This window comes from Pseudomonas shiyinii (genome assembly GCF_056725765.1).
Window position 1 is genome coordinate 2892956 of the sequence record NZ_CM161522.1, and the last position, 13064, is coordinate 2906019.

Below are 13064 nucleotides of genomic sequence, written 5' to 3' on the forward strand. Positions count from 1 at the left end.
AGCAAGCGCCAGGGGTGCCTAGGGTACGGCAGGTGACGACCAGGCGCGAGTGGTGCCGGGAATATTTGCACCGGCAGCATTGGCCCAATCGCCGGCAAGCCGGCTCCCACCTGTCCTGCGCTGTTTCAAAGACTCCGCCATACCTGTGAGAGCCGGCTCGCCGGCGATAGAGTCGGAGGCAAGCAATTCAAGACAGTTATTCCCACCTGTATTGTGCTGCAGTTGTAGACACCGTCGAACCTGTGGGAGCCGGCTTGCCGGCGATTGGGTCAGCATTGCAGGACAACATCCTTCTGCCTACTACATGGCCTCCCCCGCCTCAATCTGTTAGGGTGCCCGCCGATGCACGCCACACCACACGAGGATTCCGAGTGAGCGCCGAAGAACCCCTGATCGCCGACCTGTTCGAGGTCGACAAACGCCTGACCCTCAAGCCCGTCGTGGATTTCAACAGCTACCTGCGCAACGCCTTCGCTGAAGGCACCTGCCGCTGCCACCGCTGCATAGACCTGAGCGGCGACGAGACCGGCTACGCCCACCGCCACACCTTCGCCCTGGAAGGCCGCACGCTGCATCGGCGCTTCGCCAACACTGCCGCCAGCGATGTGCTGCAGGTGCTGAAGAAAGCCTGGCTGTCCTACACCAAGACCGACCTGCAACCAGTGGGCGAGCTGGACCTGGGCACCGTCAAGGCGTTCACCGAGGCTGCCCTGCACGAGCGCCTGCTGGCCCTGCTGCCCGCCAGCGGCCTGGCCCGGGAAAGCGACGGCCAGTGGCATTTGCAGGCCCTGGCCGACTGACACACGCCGATGGCCGCTCGGGCTCAATGCCCCTGGCGGCCATGCAGGATGGCGCGCCCCTTCTCCAGGTACGCCTCCATCTCCTGCTCCGGCACCATGCTGCCGCCCGTCGCCCATACCAGATGGGTGGCATTGGCCATGCGCCGCTCGTCCAGCCCCATGCGCTGGCGAAACCCCTGTTTTTCCAGCACTACCTGGCCCATGCCCGGCACGCCCGCCAATGCCGAGGGCTCCAACCGCTCGCCTTCGAGCCGGTCCATCAGCGCCAGCAGGCGGAACAGCTCTGCGTCACTGACGGTGTAATAACCCTCTACCAGGCGTTGCATGCTGCGCCCGACGAACCCTGAGGGCCGCCCGACCGCCAGCCCGTCGGCGGCGGTATGGTTATCCAGGCCGAAATCGTAGACCGACACCTGCTCATGCAACCCGGTATAGACCCCCAGCAGCATGCAGGGCGAATGGGTGGGCTCGGCGAACAGGCAATGCACCGCATCGCCGAACGCCTGCTTCAGGCCAAAGGCCACGCCGCCAGGCCCACCGCCCACGCCACACGGCAGGTAGACGAACAGAGGGTGATCGGCATCGACCTGGATGCCTGCGCCCTGCAACTGCCCGCACAGGCGCTCGGCGGCCACGGCATAGCCGAGGAACAGGTCGGTGGAGTTTTCATCATCGACGAAATGGCAGTTGGGGTCGGCATCCGCTTCGCGCCGCCCCTGGGCCACGGCAACGCCGTAGTCGGCCTCGTACTCGCGCACCTCCACGCCACAAGCGCGTAGGCGCTCCTTCTTCCACTGGCGGGCATCGGCGGACATATGCACTGTGGTACGGAACCCAAGCCGGGCCCCCATCACGCCAATGGACAGCCCCAGGTTGCCGGTCGAGCCGACGGCGATGCTGTATTGACCGAAGAAAGCCCGCGCTGCGTCGCTGTCGAGCACCGCGTAGTCATCGCCCGGCTTGAGCAGGCCGTGGGCCAGGGCGAGGTCCTCGGCATGCTTGAGCACCTCGTAGATACCGCCGCGGGCCTTGATCGAACCGGAAATGGGCAACTGGTTGTCGGCCTTGAGCCATAGCCGGCCGCTGGGTGCGATACCCAGCTCGTCGCACAGCGCTGCCTGCAGCGTGGGCAAGGGCCTCAAGGGCGACTCGATCAGGCCACCGGACGCTGCCGTCTGCGGGAACGCCGAGGCGATGAACGGCGCGAAACGCTCAAGTCGGGCGCTGGCCTGGGCGATATCGGCGGCGCCCAGCGGCACATCGCCAAGCGCTTGGGCGCAGGGCACGACGCCCGGATTGAACCAGGCAACCTGCGCATGACGCACCAGGTCGGCAATCAATGGGTGCTGCTGGCACCAGGTTTCCAGCGGGACGGCAAGGGCCATGGGCGACTCCAGGAGGTCAGCGAACGAGCCTTGGATTAGGCGGCACATGCCCTTGCCTTGGCAACCGTCGGATACTCATCCACGGCCCCGTCAGGTTCGTCATCGTCTGCTACCTTGGGAGAACCCGTTCACCCACAGGTGACTGACCATGGCCCGCACGACTCCCATCGAGCTGTACCGCAATATCGGCATCGTCGCCCATGTCGACGCCGGCAAGACCACCACCACCGAACGCATCCTGTTCTACACCGGGGTCAACCACAAGATGGGCGAGGTCCATGACGGCGCCGCCACCATGGACTGGATGGCCCAGGAACAGGAGCGCGGCATCACCATCACTTCGGCGGCCACCACAGCCTTCTGGCAAGGCTCGACCAAGCAGTTCGCCAACAAGTACCGCTTCAACATCATCGACACCCCAGGCCACGTGGACTTCACCATCGAGGTGGAACGCTCGCTGCGCGTGCTCGACGGCGCGGTGGTGGTGTTCAGCGGCGCCGACGGGGTCGAACCGCAGTCCGAGACGGTCTGGCGCCAGGCCAACAAGTACCATGTCCCGCGCCTGGCCTACGTCAACAAGATGGACCGCCAGGGCGCTGACTTCCTGCGCGTGGTCAGGCAGATCGACCAGCGCCTGGGCCACCATCCGGTGCCGATCCAGCTGGCCATCGGCAGCGAGGAAAATTTCCAGGGCCAGATCGACCTGGTAAAGATGAAGGCCATCTACTGGAACGACGCCGACCAGGGCACCAGTTATCGCGAAGAAGCCATCCCTGCCGAACTGCAGGCGCTGGCCGATGAATGGCGGGCGCACATGGTCGAGGCGGCAGCCGAGGCCGATGATGAGCTGCTCGGCAAGTTTCTCGAAGGCGAAGAACTGAGCACCGAAGAGATCAAGGCCGGTCTGCGCAAGCGCACCCTGAACAACGAAATCGTGCCGACCATCCTCGGCTCGTCGTTCAAGAACAAGGGCGTACCACTGATGCTCGACGCGGTGATCGACTATCTCCCCGCCCCCAGCGAAATTCCGGCGATCAAGGGTACCGACCCGGACGATGAGAGCAAGCACCTGGAGCGCCACGCCGACGACAACGAGCCGTTCTCGGCCCTGGCCTTCAAGATCGCCACCGACCCGTTCGTCGGCACCTTGACGTTCGCCCGGGTGTACTCCGGCGTGCTCAGTTCAGGCAACGCCGTGCTCAACTCGGTCAAGGGCAAGAAGGAGCGCATCGGCCGCATGGTGCAGATGCATGCCAACCAGCGCGCCGAGATCAAGGACGTGTGCGCCGGCGATATCGCCGCACTGATCGGCATGAAGGACGTGACCACCGGCGATACGCTGTGCGATATGGACAAGCCGATCATCCTCGAACGCATGGACTTCCCCGACCCGGTGATCTCCGTGGCCGTCGAGCCCAAGACCAAAGCCGACCAGGAGAAGATGGGCATCGCCCTGGGCAAGCTGGCCCAGGAAGACCCGTCGTTCCGGGTCAAGACCGATGAAGAAACCGGCCAGACGATCATCTCCGGCATGGGCGAGCTGCACTTGGACATCATCGTCGACCGCATGAAACGCGAGTTCAACGTCGAGGCGAATATCGGCAAGCCGCAGGTGGCCTACCGTGAGAAGATCCGCAACACCTGCGAGATCGAGGGCCGGTTCGTGCGCCAGTCCGGCGGGCGCGGCCAGTATGGCCACTGCTGGATCCGCTTCGCCCCAGGCGACGAGGGCAAGGAAGGCCTGGAGTTCGTCAACGAGATCGTCGGGGGCGTGGTGCCACGCGAGTACATCCCGGCGATCCAGAAAGGCATCGAGGAACAGATGAAGAACGGGGTGCTAGCCGGCTACCCGCTGATCAGCCTGAAGGCTGCTGTGTACGACGGCTCGTACCACGACGTCGACTCCAACGAGATGGCCTACAAGATCGCCGCATCGATGGCCACCAAGCAGCTGTCGCAAAAAGGTGGAGCGGTGCTGCTGGAGCCGGTGATGAAGGTCGAGGTGGTGACCCCTGAAGAGTACCAGGGCGATATCCTCGGCGACCTGAGCCGGCGCCGGGGGATGATCCAGGACGGCGACGAGACCCCGGCGGGCAAGGTGATCCGCGCCGAAGTGCCGCTGGGCGAGATGTTTGGCTACGCCACCTCGATGCGCTCGATGACCCAGGGTCGGGCCAGTTTCTCGATGGAGTTCACCCGCTATGCCGAAGCGCCGGCGAGCATCGCCGATGCCATCGTGAAGAAGAATCGCGGGGAGTCATAAGGCGAGCGCTACGCGCTCGATTCGCGGGTAACTCCGCTCCCACAGAACAACGCAGGACCATTTGATTTGCGGCACCCTGTGGGAGATTCTATGGTGCTAAACAAGCCAGCCGTGCAAATACGGCCCAGGCTCCGCGTGCTTGGTGGGAGCTGGCGGAGCCTGCGATGGGCCGCAAAGCGGCCCCCTTGAGTCTGGAGGGGCTCCACCGTTTGAGGGCTTGGGGCTGCTTTGCAGCCCATCGCAGGCTGTCGCCAGCTCCCACCAAGATTGCGCCGCGCTCAAAATTTGCGAAATCCCTGTGCGGGCTTGTCCCGCGATTAGGCCGGACCCGATATCACCGTCGCCTGACAAGGGCTTCGCCCTTGATCGCGGGACAAGTCGGACCGCCGCACCGCCGCTCCCACAGGGGCAGCATTGGCCGCTTGTTCTGTGCGCGACAGCGCAGCCCGAAGGACTGGGTAATCTCCCACAGGGATCGCGAAATCCTGTGGGAGCGGGTTTACCCGCGAATGCATCAGGTCAGACAGGGCTGCTTGTCAGTGCTGCTCACCCGCCCGCTTGAGCAGCTTCTTGCAGCGTTCAGAAAGATGCACCACCCGCAGGTGCTTGCCCGCCTTGGCATAACGTTCGCGCAAGGTCTTCAATGCCGCGATTGCCGAATAGTCCACGAAGCTCAGGTGCTTGCAGTCCAGGGTCACGCTGGCCGGGTCCTGCGCCGGGTCGAACTGGTTGAGAAACGGCGTGGTCGAGGCGAAAAACAGGGTGCCGTGCACCTGGTAGACCTTGCCGCCTTCGTCATCGATATGGCTGTCGGCATACAGCTCGCGGGCGTGCTGCCAGGCGAAATTGATCGCCGCGATGACGATGCCGAACAGCACCGCGGCGGCCAGGTCGGTGAAGATCGTGACCACGGTCACCGCGATGATCGCCAGCACATCGCTCGCCGGTACCTTGTTCAACACCCGCAGCGACGCCCAGGCGAAGGTCTGCTGGGCCACCACGAACATCACGCCCACCAGCGCCGCCAGCGGGATGCGCTCGATCAGCGGCGACAGGAACAGCACGAACAACAGGATCATCACCCCGGCCACCACGCCCGACAGCCGACCTCGGCCATTGGAGCTGAGGTTGATCACGGTCTGGCCGATCATCGCGCAGCCGCCCATGCCGCCGCACAGCCCCGAAACCATGTTGGCCGCACCCAGGGCTACGCATTCGCGATCTGGATAGCCACGGCTCTCGGTGATCTCGTCGGTGAGGTTCAGGGTCAGCAGCGTTTCCAGCAGGCCGACCATGGCCATCAACACCGCATAGGGCCAGATGATCGTCAGGGTCTCCAGGTTCCAGGGCACCTGCGGCAACGCCAGCTGCGGCAGGCCGCCGGCGATGTGGGCCATGTCGCCGAGGGTGCGGGTCGGCAGGTCGAGCAGGTAGACCAGCAAGCCCACCCCCAGGATCGCGACCAGGGCCGGGGGCACGGCACGGGTCAGGCGCGGCAGGACGTAGACCACCAGCATGGTCAGGGCCACCAGGCCGATCATCAGGTACAGGGGCGAGCCGCTGAGCCAGTGCTCGCCGTCCTTGAAGTGCTCGAGCTGGGCCAGGGCGATGACGATGGCCAGGCCGTTGACGAAGCCAAGCATCACCGGGTACGGCACCAGGCGCACCAGCTTGCCCAGGCGCAGCACACCGAACAGGATCATCACCACGCCACCGAGCAGGACCGTGGCCAGCAGGTACTGGGCACCGTGTTGTACCACCAGCGCGACGATGACCACGGCCATGGAGCCCGCAGCGCCGGAAATCATGCCCGGGCGGCCGCCGAACAGCGCAGTCAGGGTACAGATGATGAAGGCGCCATACAGGCCCATGAGCGGGTTGAGGTGCGCCACCAAGGCGAAGGCGATGCACTCGGGCACCAGGGCGAACGAGGTGGTGAGGCCGGCGAGCACGTCGGCGCGGAGTCGGGCGGGTTTCATGGGTTTCCTATGGTTTCCGGGGATGTGACGACGGCCCCCGGGCTGAACATCGAGGGGCGCGATGTTACGAAATTTGTCTTCGAGCAGCCACCGCGGCGACCTCAGCGCACCCGCTCACGGCTCTGTATCGCGAGGTCGAGGGCTCGCTGCATGTCCAGGCGTGCCGAGCGGCCCAGATCAGGGTGCTGCAACTGACCGTTGCGCTCCGACGGCAGGATCGGCGCCGTCAGGTCCTCGGCATCCATGGCCTCGAAATCCTGCCGCGGGCCCAGGGTCAGGGCACTGCGGCGCAGCAGCATTCGCACCTGCTCGGGGGTCAGTTGCGGATTGATCGACACCATGGCCGCCACGGTCGCGGTCACCAGCGGCGTGGCGTAGGAGGTGCCACAGTGCGGGTCGCCGGCCTGGGACGGGCGAATGCAGGCCGCGGCACTGACATCCACGCGCATGTCGATGTTGGAGCTGCGCCGCTTGACCACATGTTCCGGGGCTTCCACAGGAACGGCGCGATCGCTGCGCTGGTGGCCGCCGACCACCAGCAACTGCTCGGTGACGAACGATGAGGGCAAGCGGTACTCGTCGGTGCCGGACCAGGACGCCCCGTTGCCTGCCGAGTTGACCACCACCACATCAGGGTGCGCCTTGCGCAGCCAGAGGAAGAATTCTTCCAGCAGTTCTTCGTAGCCGCTCATGGCCAGGCCCGAGCGCACCAGGGAATCGACCTCGTCGCCTTGCACATTTTTCGCGCCGACGCGGTGGATGCCCCAGCTCCAGTTCAACACCCGCACGCCATCTTCCACCAGGTTCACCGAGGCGGCGATGTTGGCCGTGATGCCAGCATCCGCGTTACGCTCGACGATCACTTCGAAGCCCGGGCTGGCCTTGCCCAGGCCGCTGAAGAAACCGCCCTGCAGACCCTCCCCGCGCCCGGCCAGGATGCCGGCCACATGGCTGCCATGGCTGTCCGCCTGGTCGCCATCGCGGGCGTAGAGGCACACTGGCGCTTGGCCACAACTGCCGCGGTAGGCTTTGAATGCCGGCGCATCGAAGTCCACCTCCCGCTCGATGACACCGACGCGCAGCGGCTGGACGGGTATGGACGACAGTGGGATGCGCCTCTGGTAGAAATACAGCGCATCCAGGAAGCGGTTGGCCGCCCACTCGTCTTGCTGGTCGATGGCCTTGGCCGTGTGTTCGGTGCTTTCCTCCCCCCGCTCCGCGGCGGACTCCTCGATGATCACGGCATCGACACTGGTCTCGCTGCCCATACGCAGGATCAGCGCATCGCGCTGCACCAGGTTGCGCACCGGCAGGCGCAACTGGTAGACGTTCAACGGCGGGATGGCACCGACCACCTGGGCACCGTACTTCGCGGCAATGCGCTGCGCCTCAGGCAGGCCGTCGTGCTTTTCCTCGATCAGCAGGCTGACCAGGTCCAGGTAGGTAGTCAGGCCGTCCATGTTCTTCGCCACCTGATCGGGGCCGGCTGCCATCACGTGGCTGCGCCGTTGGGTAAGCCACACCGGGTTGCTCTGCTGGCCATGGGCCTGGAGCCAGAGCGGGGCACTGCGCTGGCGAGGCCGATCGAGGGTCAGCTTGAGCATGTCGCCATCACGAAGGACCTGGGTTTCGGAAAGCTGCACGCCATCGAGCCATACCGCCGGCTTGCCTTGCCCCAGGCCCTGGGCGCGCAGGCACCATTGCTGTGGAGCATCGCTGAGCAGGTCGGCGCAACGCTGCAGCTGCTTGATGCGCAGGGGCTCCTGGGTGGCATTGGCGATGGATGCGAATAGGCAGAGCAGCAACGCGAGAACCGGTTTCATAGGTGACAATCCGTTGGCTTCCCCTGCCTGCGACTGCCGGATCGGAGCAAAGGTTCATGTGGCCTGCGCGGGCCCTATCGCGGGGCAAGCCCGCTCCCACAGAATCTTGTGGGAATGGTTTTACCCGCGAATGGCCTCAGGCAGGCAAAAATGCCCGGCACCGTGATCCAGGCCCGGCACATCTGCGTCAAATTTGCCATCATGATCATTCCACCCGCGGAGATCATGGACATGCCGCTACGCCCTCTCATCGCCTCCCTGCTGCTGGCCGCCAGCCTCAATGCGCTGGCCGCCACCGAAGTCCTGCCGCTGCAGCACCGCACCAGCGCCGAACTGCTGCCGACGGCCCAGTCGTTCCTGGGCAAGGATGGCACCGTCAGCGCCTTCGAGAACAAACTGATCGTCAATGCCAGCCCTGAGCGCATCGACGACCTGCGCACCCTGCTGCAGCAACTCGACACCGCGCCCAAGCGCCTGCTGATCAGCGTCGACAACGACGACAGCAACTTCCAGGACAACCGCGGCAATGCCAGGGTCATCCAATATGGCACCAGCAACCGCGAAGGCGGCCTGCAGCAGATACAGGCCAGCGAAGGTCAGCCGGCGCTGATCCAGGTGGGCCAGAGCATCCCCATCACAAGTACCAGCACCGACAGCTACGGCCGCCTCCAGAGCGACACCGAATACCGCAATGTCACCCAGGGTTTCTACGTTACCCCGAGCCTGAGCGGCGATACGGTTCGTCTGCAAATAAGCACCAATAATGACCGAATGAGCAGCGAACGACAGGATGTAGTAAAAGTCCAGAGTACCGACACGACGGTCACCGGCAAGCTCGGCGAGTGGATCACCCTGGCCGGACACAACCAGCAGAGCCAGGCCGGACAAAGCGCCTCGGCCATCACCTACAGCACCCAGCGGGGTGAAAACATGACATTACGGGTCAAAGTCGACCTTCTAGAGTGATCCCAGGCAATTCAAGGCCTCGACCAAAGGCCTTGAAACTGACCGAAGAGTCTCATTAGACCAAAGATGTAGTAAGCGAAAAAAAGCACTACAAAACATTTGACAGGCACTTTTTCCCAAGGGCATGATGGCCTCGCTCCCGCTAATCAGAGGCCCTGGCAAGGGCCTTCGAGATGCGCTCCTCCCTACCCCTTGGAGGCGTCTCGTGTCCATACGGCCCACAAGGCGGTTCGACGGGATTGCGACTGCGACGAAGAAGTTGTCCCGAGGGACGGAAGCGCATCACCGCAGCAACCGGCAGTCCTGTCGTACCGCAGCAAGGCAACCACGAGCCGACCTGTAGTCACACCCTGCCCGCCTGCTCCCCCTTCCCCCTTCGAGCCTCTCGTTCGCAAGCGCTTCCCGCCGGGCAGACAGCCGCCAGATCCCTGACCGCGCCGAGCACAAGCACCTACTTCACAAGACTGATGCGACGAGGTTTTATTTCCATGGCACTGACACGCGAACAGCAAATTGCAGCCCTTGAGAAAGACTGGGCCGAGAACCCGCGCTGGAAAGGCGTGACCCGTACCTATACCGCCGCCGATGTCGTCCGCCTGCGTGGTTCCCTGCAGCCGGAACACACCTTCGCCCGCCAGGGTGCAGAAAAACTGTGGAAGCTGGTCACCGAAGGTGCCCACCCGTCCTTCCGCCCCGAGAAAGATTTCGTCAACTGCATGGGCGCCCTGACCGGCGGCCAGGCAGTCCAGCAGGTGAAGGCCGGCATCCAGGCCATCTACCTGTCTGGCTGGCAGGTGGCCGCCGACAACAACTCGGCCGAGTCCATGTACCCTGACCAGTCGCTGTACCCGGTCGACTCGGTGCCGACCGTGGTCAAGCGCATCAACAACGCCTTCCGCCGCGCCGACCAGATTCAGTGGAAAGCCGGCAAGAACCCAGGCGACGATGGCTACATCGATTACTTCGCGCCGATCGTGGCAGACGCCGAGGCTGGTTTCGGCGGCGTACTGAACGCCTACGAACTGATGAAGAACATGATCGAGGCAGGCGCCGCCGGCGTGCACTTCGAAGACCAGCTGGCTTCGGTGAAAAAATGCGGCCACATGGGCGGCAAGGTCCTGGTGCCGACCCAGGAAGCGGTACAGAAGCTGGTTGCCGCACGCCTGGCAGCCGACGTCGCTGGCGTACCGACCATCATCCTGGCCCGTACCGACGCCAACGCCGCCGACCTGCTGACCAGCGACTGCGACCCGTACGACCAGCCGTTCGTGGTGGGCGAACGCACCCGCGAAGGCTTCTACAAGGTACGCGCCGGCCTCGACCAGGCCATCGCCCGCGGCCTGGCCTATGCCCCATACGCCGATTTGATCTGGTGTGAAACCGCCAAGCCGGACCTGGACGAAGCGCGCCGCTTCGCCGAGGCGATCAAGAAGGAATACCCGGACCAGATCCTGTCGTACAACTGCTCGCCGTCCTTCAACTGGAAGAAGAACCTGGACGACGCCACCATCGCCAAGTTCCAGCGCGAGCTGTCGGCCATGGGCTACAAGCACCAGTTCATCACCCTGGCAGGCATTCACAACATGTGGCACGGCATGTTCAACCTGGCGCACGACTACGCCCGCAACGACATGACCGCCTACGTGAAGCTGCAGGAGCAGGAGTTCGCCGACGCGAGCAAAGGCTATACCTTCGTGGCGCACCAGCAGGAAGTCGGTACCGGCTACTTCGATGACATGACCACCGTGATCCAGGGTGGTGCGTCTTCGGTGACCGCGCTGACCGGCTCGACCGAGGAAGAGCAGTTCCACTGATAGCGCAATGAGGCCAATAGAAGCCTGGGATTCGAAAGGATCTCAGGCTTTTTTCATTGCCGTGGGGCTGCTGGCTGATGAGGCGCATAACGGCCCATGGGCGCCGTATGGGAAACCGAGCGCCGCCCGCGCGGCGCATCGCGAGCTGCGCTCGCTCCTACGTTTGTTTCGGGCCAATTATGCCTGTGGGATTTTCGCGCGGACGCCTTGGAGCATGACGCGATATTGTGACGTACGCACCAGGCGGTCGCGCGCGCCTGTCACAGGCGTTACTGGCCGTAAACAAACGTAGGAGCGAGCGCAGCTCGCGATGCGCCGCGCGGGCGGCGCTCGCTCGGAAGGGCAACAAAGGACTGTCGCCATACCACACAGCCCACAAGATTTCCCCCGGAACGCCCGCGCTACGCTACCTTCTATATACACAGCGCGGACAGACCACACAGGTGCCGTCCGCTCAATCGATAAAGTATTGACCTAGAGCGGTACAAAGGCTGCGCACGCCTGCTAGAACGAGACCCTTTCGCATTGGCAAGATGGGGCGCCGCTGAAATGAACTTAGCAAGCACCAGGCCAAGTTAAAAATGGCAGAACACCTCAAATGATAGTAATTATCATTACATAAACAGGGTGTCGTTACGCCACGCAAGAAACATAATTAACAAAAGCGGCGGGAATGCCCGAAACTCAAGGGTTTCAGCCATTTACGAACATTTTTTGTTCTTAATCCTACGAATAAATTTGCCACAGAAATTTTACTTGCACTGGGTTTACCCATAAAATCAGCCCGATTGATTCAGCTGCGACATTTGGTCACTGCAACCGCGACACCGCGTCGCCGCTCTACTTATTTCAGACTGCAGAGCTGGGTCTCTGTATAAGGATTTCTAGCATGTCCGATTCGGTAGGACTCATCGCCCATAACTGGGGCTTTGCCATCTTCCTCCTGGGTGTCGTCGGCCTGTGTGCCTTCATGCTCGGCCTGTCCAGCCTGCTCGGTAGCAAGGCTTGGGGCCGCGCCAAGAACGAACCCTTCGAATCCGGCATGCTGCCCGTCGGCAGCGCCCGCCTGCGCCTGTCCGCCAAATTCTATCTGGTCGCGATGCTGTTCGTGATCTTCGATATCGAAGCCCTATTCCTGTATGCATGGTCTGTGTCCGTCCGCGAAAGCGGCTGGACCGGATTCGTCGAAGCACTCGTTTTCATTGCAATTCTGTTGGCTGGTCTTGTCTACCTATGGCGCGTCGGGGCGCTCGATTGGGCTCCCGAAGGTCGCCGCAAGCGGCAAGCGAAGCTGAAACAATGAGGCTTTGGCATGCAATACAATCTCACCAGAATCGATCCGGATGCGCCCAACGAGCAGTATCCTGTCGGTGAACGGGAAACCGTCACCGATCAGCTGCTAGAGGACCAAGTCCACAAGAACATCTTCATGGGCAAGCTCGAAGATGTGCTGCGTGGCGCGGTCAACTGGGGTCGCAAGAACTCCCTCTGGCCGTACAACTTCGGCCTGTCCTGCTGCTATGTGGAAATGACCACGGCCTTCACGGCACCCCACGACATCGCCCGCTTCGGCGCCGAAGTCATCCGGGCCTCGCCGCGTCAGGCCGACTTCATGGTCGTCGCTGGCACCTGCTTCATCAAGATGGCGCCGATCATCCAGCGCCTCTATGAGCAGATGCTCGAACCCAAGTGGGTGATCTCCATGGGCTCGTGCGCCAACTCCGGCGGCATGTACGACATTTACTCGGTCGTTCAGGGGGTCGACAAGTTCCTCCCCGTGGATGTCTACGTGCCTGGCTGCCCGCCTCGCCCCGAAGCCTTCCTGCAGGGCCTGATGCTGCTGCAGGAGTCGATCGGCCAGGAGCGACGCCCGCTTTCCTGGGTCGTCGGTGATCAAGGCATTTACCGTGCCGAGATGCCCGCCCAGAAAGACCTGCGTCGTGAACAGCGCATCCAGGTCACCAACCTGCGCAGCCCCGACGAAGTCTGATCCAGCGACATGCCGCCCGTTCCGGAAGGAGCCGGCGGCCTGGC

9 protein-coding genes are annotated in these 13064 nt (G+C 63.3%); 6 read left to right on the forward strand and 3 right to left on the reverse strand.

All coding sequences use genetic code 11. The annotated features are described in order from the left end of the window. Positions 1-371 precede the first annotated feature (371 nt). On the forward strand, positions 372-800 hold the full coding sequence (locus ACXHGZ_RS12995) for a hypothetical protein (RefSeq protein WP_480460194.1): 429 nt from the start codon (positions 372-374) through the stop codon (positions 798-800). Between the two features lie 23 nt (positions 801-823). Here ACXHGZ_RS12995 and dsdA read toward each other — a convergent pair whose 3' ends face one another. Next, positions 824-2185, reverse strand: a complete 1362-nt coding sequence (gene dsdA / locus ACXHGZ_RS13000) for a D-serine ammonia-lyase (protein ID WP_480460195.1) — start codon at positions 2183-2185, stop codon at positions 824-826. A 148-nt stretch (positions 2186-2333) separates the two neighbouring features. On the opposite strand from dsdA, the gene fusA reads away from it, so the two are divergent. Beyond that, positions 2334-4448 (forward strand): elongation factor G, encoded by a 2115-nt coding sequence (gene fusA / locus ACXHGZ_RS13005; protein ID WP_480460196.1) that lies wholly within the window; start codon positions 2334-2336, stop codon positions 4446-4448. Between the two features lie 536 nt (positions 4449-4984). Here fusA and ACXHGZ_RS13010 read toward each other — a convergent pair. Both ACXHGZ_RS13010 and ACXHGZ_RS13015 read right to left on the reverse strand, forming a co-directional pair. Next, the gene (locus tag ACXHGZ_RS13010) at positions 4985-6427 is read right to left on the reverse strand and encodes a SulP family inorganic anion transporter (protein ID WP_480460197.1); all 1443 of its coding nucleotides are present in this window, start codon (positions 6425-6427) and stop codon (positions 4985-4987) included. 101 nt (positions 6428-6528) lie between these two features. After that, positions 6529-8250, reverse strand: a complete 1722-nt coding sequence (locus tag ACXHGZ_RS13015; protein ID WP_480460198.1) for a S8/S53 family peptidase — start codon at positions 8248-8250, stop codon at positions 6529-6531. Positions 8251-8481: 231 nt separating this feature from the next. On the opposite strand from ACXHGZ_RS13015, the gene ACXHGZ_RS13020 reads away from it, so the two are divergent. The 4 genes from ACXHGZ_RS13020 (at position 8482) to ACXHGZ_RS13035 (ending at position 13020) form a co-directional block, all read left to right on the forward strand. After that, complete coding sequence (locus ACXHGZ_RS13020; protein WP_480464051.1) at positions 8482-9216, forward strand: secretin N-terminal domain-containing protein; 735 nt, start codon at positions 8482-8484, stop codon at positions 9214-9216. Between the two features lie 488 nt (positions 9217-9704). Continuing rightward, entirely contained in the window at positions 9705-11030 is a 1326-nt protein-coding gene (gene aceA, locus ACXHGZ_RS13025; protein WP_480460199.1) for an isocitrate lyase, read from the forward strand. An 889-nt stretch (positions 11031-11919) separates the two neighbouring features. Further along, positions 11920-12333, forward strand: coding sequence for an NADH-quinone oxidoreductase subunit A (locus tag ACXHGZ_RS13030; RefSeq protein ID WP_043209159.1), 414 nt, complete (start codon positions 11920-11922; stop codon positions 12331-12333). 9 nt (positions 12334-12342) lie between these two features. Beyond that, positions 12343-13020 carry a NuoB/complex I 20 kDa subunit family protein gene (locus ACXHGZ_RS13035; RefSeq protein WP_043209157.1) on the forward strand — a complete coding sequence of 226 codons (678 nt, stop codon included), beginning with the start codon at positions 12343-12345 and terminating at the stop codon, positions 13018-13020. Positions 13021-13064: the final 44 nt, after the last annotated feature.